This is a genomic window from Kitasatospora sp. NPDC001660 (genome assembly GCF_053596725.1).
The window spans coordinates 110,984-126,643 of the sequence record NZ_JBSFGU010000023.1 but is presented as its reverse complement, the minus strand read 5'-3'; the positions used below and the strand labels follow the sequence as shown (position 1 = coordinate 126,643).

The window sequence follows — 15,660 nt, the reverse complement described above, 5'->3', positions numbered from 1 at the left end:
GCGCCGCGCCAAGCACCACGACGTCGGCAAGTCCGTGAAACGCGCCGAGTCGATCAAGGAACACCAAGCGCAGCGAGGTTAAACGCCAAGCTCAGGCGTTAGCGCCTTCGAGTGAAGCGCAGCGAATACCGCCGCTGACGTGCCCCGGCCGGACGAGACTGTGCCGGGCGCCGAAGGGCGCTGTGGGTCACGGAGGGGGCTGTCATGGTGAGCGGCACTGTGCTGTTGGCGCTGCGCGAGAACCCGCTGCAGGGAGGGGTGAGCACCGAGCAGTTGCGGCGGATCGGCAAGGAGTTGGAGAACCAGGGCCTGGCCCTCCGCTGGGCGGCTACCGCCCGGGACGCGCGGGCGGTCCTGCGCACGGAGTCGGGGCTCGCGGCGGCCGTGGTGGCCTGGGACCTGCCGGGCGACGACGACGGCGACCAGGAGGTCGGCGGCGCGGACGTCCTGCGGCTGATCCAGCGCCGGTTCAAGGACCTCCCGGTCTTCCTGCTCATGGCGGACGAGTCCGACCACGACCTGGAGCGGCTGCCGCTGTGGGTCTCGGAGGCCGTGGTCGGCTACATCTGGCCGCTCGAGGACACCGCCGCCTTCATCGCAGGCCGGGTCACCACCGCCGCCCGCGCCTACCACCGGGACGTCCTTCCGCCGTTCTTCAAGGCGCTGCGCCGCTTCGACGACGCGCACGAGTACTCCTGGCACACCCCCGCGCACTCCGGCGGTGTCGCGTTTTTGAAGTCCGCGGCGGGGCGGGCCTTCTTCGACTACTTCGGCGAGCGCCTCTTCCGTAGCGACCTGTCGATCTCGGTGGGAGAGCTCGGGTCGCTGTTCGAGCACAACGGGCCGATCGGGGAGGCCGAGCGCAACGCCGCCCGGGTCTTCGGCGCCGACCGCACGTACTTCGTCCTGCACGGCAACTCCACCGCGGACCGCATGGTGGGGCACTACAGCGTCACCGCCGACGAGATCGCGCTCGTGGACCGCAACTGCCACAAGTCCGTGCTGCACGGCCTGGTGATCTCCGGTGCCCGTCCCGTGTACCTGGTTCCCACCCGCAACGGCTACGGCCTCGCCGGCCCGCTGCCGCCAGCCGAGATCGCCGCGGACGCCGTGGCCGCCCGCATCGCCGCCAACCCGCTGACGGCCGGGGCGGTGTCCGACCGGGCCCAGTACGCGGTGGTGACCAACTCCACCTACGACGGGTTGTGCTACGACACCCTCGCCGCGGCGCACGCTCTCGCCCCGAGCACACCGCGCCTGCACTTCGACGAGGCGTGGTTCGCCTACGCCCGCTTCCACCCCCTCTACGCCCGCCGTTACGGCATGGCCGTCGGCCCGGACACCTTCGAGGGCCCGCAGCGGCCCACCGTGTTCGCCACGCAGTCCACCCACAAGCTGCTCGCCGCCCTGTCGCAGGGCGCCATGGTGCACGTCAGGAGCTCGCCCCGCGCGCCCGTCGAACACGAGCGCTTCAACGAGGCGTTCATGATGCACGGCACCACGTCACCGCTCTACCCGGCGATCGCCTCCCTCGACGTGGCAACCGCGATGATGGACGGCCCACAGGGCCGGTGGCTGATCGACGAGGCGCTCACCGAGGCCATCCGCTTCCGCCAGGCCGTCATCCGTACCGGACGCCGGATCGTCGACGCGGGAGACCGGCCCGACTGGTTCTTCGGCATCTGGCAGCCCGACGAGGTAACCGATCCGGCCACCGGCCGGCGCATGCCCTTCGCCGACGCCCCCGCGGCGCTGCTGCGCGACGAGGCGAGTTGCTGGCTCCTGGAACCGGGCGCCGACTGGCACGGCTTCGAGGGCCTCGAAGACGGCTACTGCATGCTCGATCCGATCAAGGTCACCCTGACCTGCCCCGGGGTGACGGCGAAGGGCGAGACCTCGCCGTGGGGCATTCCCGCACGCGTGTTGACGGCGTACCTGGCCACCCGCGGGATCGTCGTGGAGAAGACCGACAGCTACACCACGCTGATCCTGTTCTCCATGGGCATCACCAAGGGCAAGTGGGGCACCTTGATGGACGCCTTGATGGACTTCAAGACCCTCTACGACACCGATGCGCCGTTGGAGCGGGTGCTGCCCGGCCTCGTTGCCCAGTTCCCTTCCCGGTACGCGGGCACGACGCTGCGCGACCTGTGTCAGCGGATGCACGAGCACCTCACCCGCGCGGAGCTGATCACCGCACTCGACACCGCGTTCCAGCAGCTCCCCGAGCCCGTGGAACCGCCCCAGCGCTGCTACCAGCGGCTGATCCGAGGGGGCACCGAACGCGTACGCCTGAGCGCGGCCGCCGATCGGGTCGCGGCCGCCATGGTCACGGTGACGCCTCCGGGCATCCCGGTGCTCATGCCCGGGGAGTCGACCGGTGCCGCCGACGGACCGCTCCTGCGCTACCTGCGCGCTCTGGAGTCCTTCGACAGGGCCTTCCCCGGCTTCCACAGCGAGGCGCACGGCGTCACCGTCGAGACTGTCACCGGGGACTACCTGATCGAGTGCGTCCGCCGACCGGAAGCCTGAACCAGCGCACAACGAGGCTCCCTGGCGCGCGGGTCGAGACGTCGGACATCTCGCTCGACCGCCAGGGAGCCTCGCTCGTTCTGCACTCGCGCCGGGCCCGTCTCAGGACGGTGACCGTATCCAGGCCGGGGGGCGGCCGAGAGGCGGTGGGTGGTCACGGAGACGAGGGCCAGGAGCAGCGGGGCCGCGGCACTGCTGCTGGTAGGTCTGCTCAGGAGTGCGCGTCGTTCGACGGTGTCGGCACTGAGGAGCGTGCCCAGGAGTTGTTCGACGCCGTCGCCCATCTCATCGACGCCCGCGGATGTCCGACCTGCCCGACCGCTACGGCGCCGACGTCGCTGCACGACAACACTCGCCGCACTGGCATCCCAGCTCCAGCTGTCCCGCCCCGGGCCGCTGGTACCGGTCCTGCAGGACCTCCTGCCCGAGCGCGGCCTGCGCCCGGGCGCCGTCGTCTCGGTGACCGGCGGCGGCACCGCCCTGCTCCTGGCCCTCGCGGCGACCGCCGCCTCCACCGGCACGCGGTGCGCCGCGCTCGGCTTCGAAGGGCTCGGCCTGCTCGCGGCCGCCGAGCTCGGCGTCGACCTGTCCCGCCTGGTCGTCGTCGAGGATCCGGGCGAGCACTGGGCGGAGACCGCGCTCGCGCTGGCCGACGGCTTCGGCCTGCTGCTGCTGTGCGGAACACCGCCGGGCCCGCTGCGCGAGCGCCGCGCGCGGCCAGCGGCGGCAAGAGGTCCGTGGTGGAGAACATGCCGTGATCCGCCATCAGGTGACGCAGGTGCCAGCGGTAGTCGAGCTTGGCGGCGATCATCGGTCCTTCCCGGCCGGCGCCTCATCGAACGCCTGCCCACTGGGAGCCGGGCGACAGGCCGGGCTATTGGCCGCGGCATGGTCGTCGGGGGTACGCGACCCTGGTGGTGCTGGCAGAGGACCGCAGTGCCGCCCCGAGGAGGTGCGCGCCGCGGGCCGTCGGGATCGACACCGTCGGCGCGACCGTGACCGGGCTGCCCCGTCCGCGCAAGGCGCGGCGGGCCGAAGCTGAGACGCCGGGCCCACCGGGTTCGGCCTGCGGACGGGGTGCGTATCGACGGCCCGCACGCCTCATGGACGCTCCCGCACGCCCTCTACCGCCCGGGCGTGGGGCTGCGCCAGGATGGGCGACCAGTCGTGTCCATGCACCGAAGGGAGCAGCAGTATGCCGCCGTTGAGGGGTGAGCACGAGAAGCCGTCGCCGGACCCGGGCCAGGGCGACCCGCCGCCGAACAATGCCGACGGGCAGGTTCCGCCCCCGCCGCCGAGTGGCGGGAAGCACAAGAAATAGTGAGTGCCGAGGATCTGGCAGACCGTCGGGTACGGCTGGACGCGGCGATGGAGCGGCGCGGGGCATGGCCTCAGGATTCGCCGTGGCTGCGCGAGGCCTTCGCCGCGCTGCCGCGCGACCTGTTCGCGCCGGACAGGCTGTGGCGGTGGGACGGTCGTGTGTACGTGCCCGTCGACCGGGCGCCGGAACCGCAGGGCTGGGCGGGCGAGCTCTACGCCGGCGTCGACGCGGCAGCGATCACCCAGGTCACCGACGGGCTGCCCTCCTCCAGCCTGTCCGCGCCCGGCGTGGTCGCCGACATGCTCGACGCGCTGATGCTGGAGCCCGGGATGCGGGTGTGGGACGTCGGCACCGGACAGGGCTGGACCACCGCGCTCGCGGCCTGGCGCACCGGGCCCGGCCTGGTGGTCTCCACCGAGGTCGACGAGGTCCTGGCCGCGTTCGCCCGCGGCCGTCTTGATGGCGCCGCGGTCGACGCCGAGGTGCTGGTCGGCGACGCCACCGGCGCCGGGGCGCCCGGCGGGATTCCGGTCGACCGTCTCCACGCCACCTATGCCGTCGCGACCGTCCCGTGGTCCTGGGTGGAGGCCGTCCGGCCTGGCGGCCGGATCGTCTACCCCTGGGGACCGCTTGGGCACGTCGCCCTCACGGTCGCCGACGACGGGCGCAGCGCCACGGGGCCGGTGCGGGGACTGGGGCAGTTCATGGCGGACAGGTGCGGACCAGCTCCGGTGGCCGGCGGCCATGCCGCGTACGCGGCGGTGCGCGGCACCGGCGAGCCGGAGGTGCGGCAGGTGGTGGCGCGTGACCTGGCCGCGCTGGAGAGCGACTGGCACCTGCGGTTCGCGCTGCGGGTGGCCGTGCCGGACGCCGTGCTGCGCACCGGCCGGGACGAGGACGGTGTCAACGCCTGGGTCCACGACGGCGACCGGTCGTGGGCCACGTTCGGTGCGCGCGGCGATGGCACCACCATGCTGTTCCAGGGCGGTGAGCGGCGGATCGGCGACGAGCTGATGGCCGCCTGGTCCCAGTGGGAGGAACTCGGTCGGCCCGAGCTGTACGACTACGGCATCGCCGTCACCCTCGAGAGGCAGTGGGCGTGGCTGGGAAGCCCGGATGGTCCGAGCTGGCCCGTTGGCGGGCTGGCTTCGGCCCTGCGTTGACCGGTCACGGCGTCGCACAGGGTGATCGGGGGCCGGGAACGGCCGGTGGGCGATACGTGCAGCCGTCGATCGCGGGGTCGCCCGGGCTGCGGTGGACGACTGCACATCACGCTCACGCCGGGTGCCCCGTCTCACGTGATTCTGTCGTTGTCTCACCAGACGTTGTCCGATTCGTCAGCGAGGGATAAAACGTCTGGTGAGAAGCCCTGGTTCAAGGACAACTGCCTACTGGCTGTCCAGTGCGGCGAATGCGTCGGAGAACACCTTCGCATCATGCTTGGTCATGGTGTATCCGCGTCTTCTGCCAACTGGGGTTGTCCGGATCGTAGGTGGGCTTGATTGGGCTCGTGAAGCCCTCGGGGAGCTTGCCGTTGCGGATGCATCGCTTCCGGCCTTGGTGATAGCCGCGGTTGGACCGTAGAGGGCGTTGTCGCCATGCTCGTCGCGGAACTCCCCTCCGCTCACCCTGTGAGGCTCGGACCGTTTCTCGACCACCTTCGTCTCCGGGCGCCGGTAGCCGGCGGTGTAGACGGGCAGTTGCTGGTCGAGCCCCGCGCCCCTCAGCCCGGGCACGACGACCAGGCCCGTGTCCATCAGGTCGCCCGCGATCTGTAGCGCTTCCTTCACGCCGATCGGTCGGCCCGCAGGGCCCTGGAGTTCGGCGAGTTGCCGTACGGTCACCTGCCGCGCGGCAGCGGCCTGGCAGGCCAGCCAGGCGAGCATGCGCGCCTCGATCAACGGCAGGCGGCCCACGACGGTCGGCTCCGGTGCCTCACTGCGCGGCGCTCGCCGCCGGGGCGGAACGACAGTGGTCGTCAACAGGACTCCCTCAAGTCCCGGGGTTCACGTCGGTCGTCTACGTGATCGGCTCCTGCGCCCTGTGGGATGAGCGGCCGGACTCGGCAGGGTGGCCGGCACTGCCCGTCCGAGGGCGGTCGGGCAATCGGGTGTCGGCACCGTGGCATCGCCCGGCGCAGGACGGCCGGGACGACGCCACGCGGCGTGGCGGGTATCAAGGTCTCCGCCTCAGCGCTCGAGAGGCCGTCAACACCGACTGGCCGGGCTCCCTCGTTCGGTCGCCGGTGGAAGCGTGTCGCGCTGGCTCTTCGTCAATGCGGCATATGCATCGTTTGTCCCTGTTTGTCGCAGTCACGGTCGTGTCGATCTCCAGACCATCGCAGCTCGCTGCGGGGGCACGGGACCGTGACGCCGGTTGTGAGGAGAGAGCGATGCGTCGAGCCGATCTACACGATTGCGCGGGTGAGCCCGCACGTCGCGATCCGGAGCCCGAAAGCAGTGGGTTTCGGCCCGGGCCGTGGGTACGGGTGCGGGCCTTGGCGGCGGGACTGGCCCTGACGGCCGGGCTGGCCCTGCCGGTGCTGGCCCCGTCCCCGGCCATGGCCGCCACGGGCCAGCAGGGCTATGTCAACAACGTCGGTGGCAGCTCGGTGACGGTGTTCGACACCGCCACCAACACCGTCACCACCACCATCCCCGTCGGCACTCAGCCGGAGGACGTGAAGGTCACCCCGGACGGCAAGCACGCCTACGTCGCCAACCGCGGCTCGGGCAACGTGTCGGTGATCGACACCACCACCAACACCGTCACCACCACCATCCCCCTGCCCGCCGGCGACCACCCGAACGCTGTGGCGATCACCCCGAACGGCCTGCGCGCCTACGTCGTTTCCTTTCCGGGCGACCTGTCGGTGATCGACACCACCACCAACACCGTCACCGCCGACGTCCCCATCGCCTCCAGCAGCGATCCGCGGTTCCTCGCGATCACACCCGATGGCCTCCACGCCTACGTCACCGAGCTCGCGCTCGGCCAGGTGCAGGTGGTCGACACCACCAGCAACACCGTCACCGCCACCATCCCCGGCTTCACCCAGCCGGTTGGCATCGTGATCACCCCGGACGGCCTCCACGCCTACGTCGACGACTTCTCCGCGAACACCGTGTCGGTGATCGACACCACCACCAACGCCGTGGTGGGCTCCCCCATCCCGGTAGGCAACTCGCCGTACGGCAACGCGATCACCCCGGACGGCCACCAGGTCTACGTCGGCAACGTCGCCGACGGCACCGTGTCGGTGATCGACACCACCAGCAACACCGTCAGCACCACCGTCACCGTCGGCGCCACCCCCTTCAAGCTCGGAATGAACCCCGACGGCAAGCACGTCTACGTCACCAACTTCTCCTCGAACACCGTGTCGGTGATCGACACCACCAGCAACACCGTCACCGCCACCATCCCCGTCAACACCCCGTTCGGTGTCGCGATCACCCCCGTCCCCGCAGGGCCCTCCCTGACCATCACCAAGACCCACACCGGCAACTTCACCCCGGGCAGGACGGGCACCTACACCATCACCGTCGGCAACAACGGGACCGCCCCCACCGACGGCACCACCGTCACCATGAAGGACACCCTCCCCGCCGGACTCACCGCCGCCAGCATCACCGGCAGAGGATGGCGCTGCGTCCGGAGCACCCTGACCTGCACCCGCAGCGACGTCCTCAACCCCGGCAACACCTACCCGCCCATCACGCTGCGGGTCCGCGTCGCCCGCACCGCCACCGGCACCCTCACCAACACCGCCATGGTCAGCGGAGGCGGCAACGGCACCGCCACCGCCACCGACCCCACCGTCATCGACCCCTGCGACGACCACCACCACTGGTAAAGAAAGGCACCGGAGGCCACCATCCCCGCCCGAGGTGGCGGCCTCCTGGCGTTTCGGGGCGGCACGCGGTGCCGGCGACGAGGCCGAGGCCTGGCACGGTGGCCGGCCCCGGCACCCGGGCGGGCGCCCGGGTGCGGCCGGCACTGCACGCCGCCCCCTTGTCCGCAGTCTGACCGCGCCCCTTGTCCCACCCCTTGACCAGCACGTTGTCCCGCCCGGAATGCCCCGGTCAGGCCCCTTGTCCTCCCGGTATGTCCTGTCACACCGCCCCGGCGGCGAACTGCCACCACCACTGGGCGTCGCAGGGCTGGTCCGTGAGGTCGAGCAGGCGGCCGAGGACCAGGAGCTGACCGGCTCGGCGTAGTCCCGCGTACGCCGGCGGTTCCTACGTGCTGCGGCCCGGGACGGTCGAACCGCCCCGGGCCGCGCCGCCGGAGCGGACCGTGACCGGTGTGCCGGCCGTCACGCCGCGCGGCGGACCAGCTCCGGGCGCGAGCGGGTGAGCAGCATCGCCAGCCCGACCGCCAGCAGCGGCAGCACGATCAGCGTGAGCCCGATGTTCAGCCAGGGCACCGAGATCACCGTGTGCGCCGCCTCGCCGTTCACCCGCTCCGAGCCCTTCAGCACCCGCAGCGCCACGGCGGGCACGAACCCGCTGACCGTGCCGAGCACTGCGCCCATCGCGGCGATCACCCCGCACTGGAACCCGGACAGTCGGCGCCGGATGCCACTGGCCGCGCCGACGGCGGCGAGGGTGGCCAGGTCCTGCTGGGAGTCGGCGGCGGCCAGGCCGGTGGCGATCCCGGCGGCACCCAGCGCCACCAGCGCGGCGAACCCGGTGAGGCCGAGGCCGATCAGCGTCTGCTGCGACTGGTAGCCGCGCTCCACGGTGACCTTGGCCTGGTCGGTGACACGGCCGACGGCGCCGGCGGCCTTCTGCTCGGCGTCGGACGAGGGCGCCGTGGCCGGCAGCCAGACGGAACCCGCGTCCACGGCTCCCAGACCGAGCCGCCGCGCCGTGTCCGGCGAGATGAGTGCCTGGGCGCTCCGGGTGCTCCCGTTCACCACCACCGCGTCGACGCTCACCAGGTGGGTCACCGGCTTCGGCGGCGGGCCGCTGCCGGGACGGCTGTTGGCCGAAGCGGCCAGGGGCTCGGTCAGCACGATGGTGATCTTCCCGTTCTGGACGTAGTAGGGGTCGAAGACCACCGCCTTCCCGTCGGCGAGCGCCTTCTCGGCCGCCGGGTCCTGCACCCCGAACAGGTTGTGCAGCACGGTCGCGTCCCCGGCCGGCACGTCGCCGAAATCGCCGATGTGCTCGTTGTCGAAGTAGCTGCAGCGCGGGTCGGTCAGCTTCTCCTGCTCGAACAACGCCTCGTTGAAGTTTCCGGTGTTGTCCTCGTCCGTGGCGGGGCAGCGGCGGTCCTTCGGGATCTGGACCTGCAGGGTGCCGCAGTGCCGGTTGCCGGTGCCGGGGCAGTAGGTGGTCCGGTCCACGTCGGCCCGTTGGCCGAGCGGCGGCATGGACTGCTCGACGGCGCTGCGCAGTTGGTTCAGCTGGGTAGGGTCGGAATTGGCCGGGTCCCAGCCCCGGGGGGCCAGGGTGACCGCGTGGGCCGGCGCGTTCGCCGCGTACTTGTCCCGGGACTCCTGGTCGCTGCTGGTGGTGTAGATGCCGATCGCGACGGAACCCGCGACGGCGGCCATCACCGCGGCGACGGCGGGCGCGGTTCGGCCGCGGTGGCGGACCGAGTCGCGCAGCGCGAGCCGGGGGCCGAGCGGGAGGCTGCGGCCGAGCCGGCCGAACAGGCCGATCAGCAGCGGGGTGCAGGCCACCATGCCGAGTTCGGCGACGGCCGACCCGCCCAGCAGCACGGTGGAGCGCGTCGAGACGGCCCCGAGCAGGGCGAGCGCGGCGCCGCCCGCGACCATCGCCACGCCGAGCAGGGGCAGCTTGCGGCTGACCGGCCTGGTGGTGCCCCGGCCGCTGAGGGACTCCACCACGTCCTGGCGGGAGGCCTGGACGGCCGGGACGATCGCCGCGAGCAGGCCGGTGACCAGGCCGATCGCCGCGACGGCGACCAGGTCGAGCGGGCGCACACTGAGCTGTCCGAACCGCTGGCCCGCAGCCTCCTCCAGCCAGGGCCGGACGGCGACCACCAGGCCGATGGCCGCGACCGTACCGGTCACGGCTCCGGCCAGCCCCAGCACGAGGCCGCCGCCGAGCACCACCGCGCGGATGTGCGAGCGGTCGCCGCCCCCCGCGGCGATCAGCCCGAGCTGCCGCCGGGAGCGCCGGGCGCCGACCGCGAACGCCGGGCCGGCGAGCAGCACGATCTCCAGCAGCGCCATGCCGACCACCGCCACCACCGTGGCCGCCTCGGTCCGGTTGACGCCGGATCCGCTGTCGTGCTTGTACTGCAGGTCGTACGGCACCTGGGAGGAGGGCGGCGGGTCGAGCACCACGCTGCGCGAGGTGGTGGCGAAGCCGTACTTGTCCAGTTCCCGCACCGCGTGCCAGTCCAGCACCGCGCCGTGCGGCAGCTTCACCAACCACCGCAGGTCGTTCGTGCCGGACGAGTCGGCGCGCTGGGCCGCGGTCAACGGGGCGATCAGGGCACCCGGGCGGCCGACGAGTTGGAGCCGGTGGAGGTCGTTCGGGTACTCGACGGCGGCGGTGATGCGGAACTGCCCGGGCAGCCCGCGCACGCTCGTGGTGTCACCCACCGCGAGGTGCGCCTGGTCCAGGAAAGCCTGGGTGACGGCGACCTCGTCCGCTGCTCCGGGGGCACGGCCGGAGACGACGTTCAGCATCCCGTGCCAGGCCGGGTCATTGAGGTCCGCTTCGGTGGTCTCCACCGTGAGCAGTCCGTCCCGGGAGCGGGCGGACGCCATCGGGCCCTCGCCCGCGGGCAGCAGCACGCTGCCGGCCGGAAGGAGCTGGGGCAGCAGGACGGCCGGGTCGGTGCCGGCGCTACGCTGCTGCTCGGAGGTGGGCTTCTGGTTGCTGCTGGGCCCGTTGGTGGTGAGGCCGTCCTCGGCGACCGGCTCCTGAAGGACGATCCGGCCGCGGCCGAACATGCTGATGGTGGCGTCCGTGGTGCCCATCATCCGGGTCGCGCGTTCGGCCGGGGTCAGCTGGGAGCTACGCTCGACCACGTCGATGCCGGCCGCGCCGAGCACCGGCAGGGTGAGCATGGCGAGGACGAGGGCGCTGCGGCCCTTGGCTCGCAGGGCGTCGCGGCGGGCGATCAGCAGGGCGGCCCGCCAGGAGGTGAGGCTCACTCCGATCCCGGGCCCTTCACGCTGTTGGTCGCGGCGGAGATCAGCAGGCTGGCGGCGTTCCCGCCGACGCTCTCGTCGACCATCCGGCCATCGCGCAGGAAGACCACGCGATCGGCCCAGGCGGCATGGCGAGCCTCGTGGGTGACCATCATCCCGGCCGCACCCGCGTCGCAGCGGGCGCGCAGGACGCCGAGCACGGACTCACTGGTGGTGGAGTCGAGGGCACCGGTGGGCTCGTCGGCGAGCACCAGCCGGCGCTCGCCGATCAGCGCCCGGGCGATGGCGACCCGCTGCTGCTGGCCGCCGGACATGTCGTCGGGGAAGCGGTCGGCGAGGTCCTCGATGCCGAGTTCGGTCAGGGCGGCGAGCGCCTCCCGGCGGGCGGCGCGGCTGGAGACACCGTCCAGTTCGCGCGGCAATGCGATGTTCTCCGCGGCGGTCAGCGCGGGTATCAGGTTGTAGTCCTGGAAGACGTAGCCCACCGCGCGGCGGCGCACCTGGGCGAGTTTCTTGCGGGAGAGCTTGCCGAGGGTGGTGCCCTCGACCACCACCCTGCCGCTGGTCGGGCTGTCCAGGCCGCCGGCCAGGGTGAGCAGCGTGGACTTGCCGGACCCGGACGGGCCCATGACGGCCACGAGTTCACCCGGGTACACCGCCAGGTCCACCCCGCTCAGGGCGTGGACCTCGGCGGCGCCGCGGCCGTGGGCACGGGTGACGCGCTCCAGTTGGAGCACGGGTACGTCGGTGTGAGACATGGTCATTCCCCTTGCGGTGTTCGGTCGGAAGCGGGTGCGGCGGGACGGGGCGGGCGCGGAGGCGCTGGCTCCCGGTGCCGCCGGCCGGCGGTTGGTCGCGGCCCCCGGCGGGGCGGCGGCGCGTGCTGGGACAGGCGGGTCTCGCAGTGGTCCAGCCAGCGGATTTCGGCCTCGGTCTGGAAGATCAGCTGGTCCAGCACCAGCGGCCAGGCAAGATCGTTGGGCTGCTGGCTCTCGTCGGCCACGGCACGGGCCTTGAGCCGGGTTGTAGTCCTGGAGGGCCTTCATGCTGTGGCGGCGCTGCGACTGGACCACGGCGTTGAGGTCAAGGCCCGGTACGGTCACGGCCATCGCCAGCTTGATCGCCAACTCGTCCCGGGGTGGGTTGGTCCGCGGGACCGGAGTCTCGAACCGTTCCCGTAGTTCGGCGCGCCCCTTGCCGGTGAGGGCGTAGAAGACGTGGCCCTCCGCGTCCTCCCCGGCCGGTTCCACCAGGCCGTCCCGTTCCAGGCGGCCCAGCGTGGTACAGACCTGGCCGGCGTCGAGCGGCCAGGTGGCGCCGGTGCGCGCCTCGAACTCGGTGCGCGCCTCGAACTCGGTGCGCAGCTGGCAGCCGTAGCGCGCGCCCTGGTCGAGCAGGGCGAGGAGACCGTGACGAATGGGCATACCGAGTATGTATACCCGGTATGCCCACCGGTTCAAGCCGCCACCCGGCACGGTCGAGCGTTGGGACAGGATCGCGACAATCCCACCGACCTCCCGGAAAACCCACGGAACCGCGCCGCGGTTCGAGCAGACAGGCCGCGGCTACCGATCGGAATCGGCACCGCCCGCGCGGCCTTCCGGTTCTCCAGCGCCTCGGTCAGGCAGTGCCGGCCGGGGCGTCCGAAGCGCCACCGCACCGGGCCGAGCGGGCCGCACAACCACCTCGCTCGGAGCGAGGGCCGTCACCCAGTAGCCGTGAGGACGTCCAGGAATCGCGCGTGGTCGACCGAGACCGAGATCCGCGTCCGGGTGCCTGCCGCCGGACGCGCACCCCAGGCGCCGCGCTCGCGGTACACCTCGACCTCGCGGAACGCGCAGACGGATTCGTCGAGCGCCACGGCCGCCGCGAGCGGGTCGTGGAAGGCCTTGCCGGCGCGGCGCTTTGCCAGGTAGACCCCCATGCCCTCCCGCACGAGCGCCATCCCGGGTGTGAGCCGCCGCGCCGACAGGGCGGCGTGCATCGCGCCGTCGTAGACGACGCCGTGGCAGACGTTCTTCGAGACGAGCACCCGCTCACCGACGTGGGGCGATTCCAGCAGCTTCAACGCGGCGTCCGGAGCGCCGTTGAAGTTGAACGTCGGGCAGGTCTCGCGTCCCTCGAACTTGGGGAGACGGTGTTCGGGCGGGACGACGCAGTCGCCGGCGAAGCCGCCCTGCGCGACCCAGCGGGCGATGCGCACGTCCGGTTCCCGCTCCAGGAGCATGCCGGGATTCTTCAGCGGCGCCCCCGTGAGCAGCGTCGCGTCCCCGTTGGCGAAGGCGTCCCGCAGCAGCTGCCAGGCCTCGGCGTCGGGTTCGCGAGCCGGAACGCTGCCAAGCCATCGGCGGTGGAAGCCCGACACCGGCTTCACGTCGGCGCCCGGCCGGTACGCGCCGACCGGCGCGCTCACCCCGAGGCGCCCGAGGAGGTGCTTGACGATGCCGACCTGCTCATCCGATCCGGGCATGACCGTCACGGCCACCAGACGTGCCCACGGATGGGTCGCGAGGGCACACAGGGTGAAGACGTCGTCGGGGTCGCCGGTCTCCATGTCGAACACGATCGGGATTGCCATGCCCGCGACCGTACCGATCCGACGGAGCGTCACCAACGGAATATCGGCGAGACGAGCGCGTTCGGCCGCCTCCTCTTCGGCGGCGGCGACGTCACGTCTTCATCCGCCTCACTCCACCTGAAGACCGCCCTGCTCGGGCACTCCAGAGCGGGCAGACCAGCAAGGTCCGCATCGCCGTCGTGCAGGGCGCCGCCGGGTTCAGTCCTGGCCGAGCGGGCGTGGGTCGTATCCGAAGACCTTGTTCTTGCAGGCCCCGTCCTCCGGGTAGTTGTCCTCGCACCACTTGGCGACCTCGTCGAGGCACTCGTTCAGGGCCGTCATGCCGAACGTCTCCTGCACGTCCGCCCGCGCACACGCCGGTGGACGCTCGGTGGAGGAGTAGACCCCGGCGGTGACACCGCCGGCGATCAGGAGCGCCGCGGCCATAAAAGCCGCTAGACGCTGGACGGGACTCATTCGGGCGGCGGACCGGCGCATTTCCAGCCGGCCGTGACGGCTCGCCAGACCCACTCCGAGCAGCAGCGCCGAGTTTCCCAACGGCACAGGGACCCCGCTCGGCCGTCACTGCTGGAAGGGGCTGGGCTCCCAGGCCTTCCCGTCGATCGGGTAGCGGTAGAGCGGCCGGCCCTTGACCGCGCTGGTGCGGAAGGGCGTGCCCGCGCCGGGGCCGATGGTCAGCGTGCCCTTGCGGTTGCCGCTGGTCCACTCCAGTTCCAGGTACCAGCTGACGTCGTGGGAGGTGGTCCGGGCGGTCACCTCGATGACCTCCGGGTCCCGCTCGCTCACCTTGAGCGGCAGGCCGATGCTGTCCTCTTCCAGGACCGGACGGGGGCGGGCCGCGTCCAGGTCGAGGTTGTAGGAGTGGACGTCCATTCCGCCGCCGCAGCCCTCGCCCATGGAGTAGGTGTTCCAGGGCAGCGGGGCCGCGATCCGGGCGATGCGGACGTTAAGGGCGGTCAGCACCACGGTCTCACTGCCGGTGCCCTGCACGGTGAGCTCGATCGACTGGTAGTCGCCGGGCACCGCACCGACCTTGGAGACCCAGGCCGGGACGTCCACCACTGCGGGCGGGCGGGGGACTTCCGACGGCGGGCGGTCGACCACGTACTGGTCGCACTCGGTGTCCCAGCCCGAGGGGTGGACCGCGACGGCGATCGGGGCGCTCGCGCCCTGGTCCGCGGCGCCGGTCGGCCCCGACGGGGTCGCGCCCGCACTGGTGGAAGTGGCGGCGCCGACGGGCTTGGCGACAGGGGCCGGCGTCGGGGATTCGGCGGACGGACCGGCGTCAACGACCCGGGCGGGCACGGAGGCGGGCGGACCGTCCGAGTGGGTCTCAAGGCCGGTGGCGACGGCCCCGATGATGGCGAGCACCGCTGCGGCCGTCACGGCGGCGAGTGCGCCCCGGCGCACGCGCCGCTGCGGCGGTACGGCGGGGGCAGGCTCCGGGGCGGCCGCGCCGGCCCTGGTGGCGCCTCCCGTGGCCGGTTCCTCCGCCGGTCCCGGCGCGTCAGGGGTGTCCGGCACCGGCCGTGCCACCGGGGCCGCTGACGAAGCCTCCGCCGCAGGTGCGGGCTCGGGTTCAGCTGCGGGCTCGGGTGCGCGTGAGGGTGCGGGCGCGGGCGCGGAAGCCTGCCGGTTCGCCCGCGCCGCGTGGGCGATGCCCCACAGCCGGTAGAGCTCGGTGCGCTCCTCCGGAGTCGCCTGGCACAGCCGCGCGAGGCGCTCCAGCGGGGCGAACTCCACCGGCATCACATCACCGTTGCAGTAACGGTGCAGGGCCGACGTGCTCACGTGCAGCCGCTTCGCCAGCGCGCCGTAACTGAGCCCCGACCGGCTCTTCAGCTCCTGGAGCAGCCGCGCAACCTCGTCCGCCTCCCGCACTCCCCCGGTCCCCTCTGGCACTGCTCCTCCACCCGTTCGTGGACCCCCTCCGCGGCGCCCCGCCCGGACGCGGACCGGCACGAGCTCCGGCAGACAAGCATGCCGCAGACCGTCCCACGGTTCCCCCGAGGGCACCTCCGGAGCCGGCCGCGCCCTCCCTGAGCCCCGCGAACGCGTCCCAGGAAGATTACGTCTTCCCAGCTCAAACCG

Annotated in this window: 11 protein-coding genes and 1 pseudogene; 4 read left to right on the top strand and 8 right to left on the bottom strand. The window is 72.3% G+C overall.

The window, feature by feature from the left end:
- The first annotated feature begins 204 nt into the window (after positions 1-204).
- Positions 205-2,532 (top strand): Orn/Lys/Arg family decarboxylase, encoded by a 2,328-nt coding sequence (locus ACWCXH_RS24120; RefSeq protein WP_449803533.1) that lies wholly within the window; start codon positions 205-207, stop codon positions 2,530-2,532.
- 321 nt (positions 2,533-2,853) lie between these two features.
- Here ACWCXH_RS24120 and ACWCXH_RS24115 read toward each other — a convergent pair whose 3' ends face one another.
- Positions 2,854-3,156, bottom strand: coding sequence for a hypothetical protein (locus ACWCXH_RS24115; RefSeq protein ID WP_449803532.1), 303 nt, complete (start codon positions 3,154-3,156; stop codon positions 2,854-2,856).
- Positions 3,157-3,852: 696 nt separating this feature from the next.
- On the opposite strand from ACWCXH_RS24115, the gene ACWCXH_RS24110 reads away from it, so the two are divergent.
- On the top strand, positions 3,853-5,016 hold the full coding sequence (locus tag ACWCXH_RS24110) for a protein-L-isoaspartate O-methyltransferase (protein ID WP_449803531.1): 1,164 nt from the start codon (positions 3,853-3,855) through the stop codon (positions 5,014-5,016).
- A gap of 225 nt (positions 5,017-5,241) precedes the next feature.
- On the opposite strand, the gene ACWCXH_RS24105 is transcribed toward ACWCXH_RS24110, so the two are convergent.
- On the bottom strand, positions 5,242-5,835 hold the full coding sequence (locus tag ACWCXH_RS24105) for a hypothetical protein (RefSeq protein ID WP_449803530.1): 594 nt from the start codon (positions 5,833-5,835) through the stop codon (positions 5,242-5,244).
- 515 nt (positions 5,836-6,350) lie between these two features.
- On the opposite strand from ACWCXH_RS24105, the gene ACWCXH_RS24100 reads away from it, so the two are divergent.
- Positions 6,351-7,709 (top strand): beta-propeller fold lactonase family protein, encoded by a 1,359-nt coding sequence (locus tag ACWCXH_RS24100; RefSeq protein WP_449803529.1) that lies wholly within the window; start codon positions 6,351-6,353, stop codon positions 7,707-7,709.
- A gap of 238 nt (positions 7,710-7,947) precedes the next feature.
- Complete coding sequence (locus ACWCXH_RS24095) at positions 7,948-8,073, top strand: hypothetical protein (RefSeq protein ID WP_449803528.1); 126 nt, start codon at positions 7,948-7,950, stop codon at positions 8,071-8,073.
- 98 nt (positions 8,074-8,171) lie between these two features.
- Here ACWCXH_RS24095 and ACWCXH_RS24090 read toward each other — a convergent pair whose 3' ends face one another.
- The 6 genes and pseudogenes from ACWCXH_RS24090 to ACWCXH_RS24065 all read right to left on the bottom strand — a co-directional run bounded on the left by ACWCXH_RS24090 (position 8,172) and on the right by ACWCXH_RS24065 (position 15,471).
- Complete coding sequence (locus ACWCXH_RS24090; RefSeq protein ID WP_449803527.1) at positions 8,172-10,994, bottom strand: FtsX-like permease family protein; 2,823 nt, start codon at positions 10,992-10,994, stop codon at positions 8,172-8,174.
- Positions 10,991-11,749, bottom strand: a complete 759-nt coding sequence (locus ACWCXH_RS24085) for an ABC transporter ATP-binding protein (protein ID WP_449803526.1) — start codon at positions 11,747-11,749, stop codon at positions 10,991-10,993. Before ACWCXH_RS24085 ends, ACWCXH_RS24090 begins: the two co-directional genes overlap by 4 nt.
- A gap of 2 nt (positions 11,750-11,751) precedes the next feature.
- Positions 11,752-12,415, bottom strand: a pseudogene (locus ACWCXH_RS24080) (PadR family transcriptional regulator).
- Between the two features lie 281 nt (positions 12,416-12,696).
- Positions 12,697-13,569 (bottom strand): nucleoside hydrolase, encoded by an 873-nt coding sequence (locus tag ACWCXH_RS24075; RefSeq protein WP_449803525.1) that lies wholly within the window; start codon positions 13,567-13,569, stop codon positions 12,697-12,699.
- A 198-nt stretch (positions 13,570-13,767) separates the two neighbouring features.
- The gene (locus ACWCXH_RS24070) at positions 13,768-13,995 is read right to left on the bottom strand and encodes a hypothetical protein (protein WP_449803524.1); all 228 of its coding nucleotides are present in this window, start codon (positions 13,993-13,995) and stop codon (positions 13,768-13,770) included.
- 135 nt (positions 13,996-14,130) lie between these two features.
- Complete coding sequence (locus ACWCXH_RS24065) at positions 14,131-15,471, bottom strand: helix-turn-helix domain-containing protein (RefSeq protein WP_449803523.1); 1,341 nt, start codon at positions 15,469-15,471, stop codon at positions 14,131-14,133.
- Between the last annotated feature and the right edge of the window lie 189 nt (positions 15,472-15,660).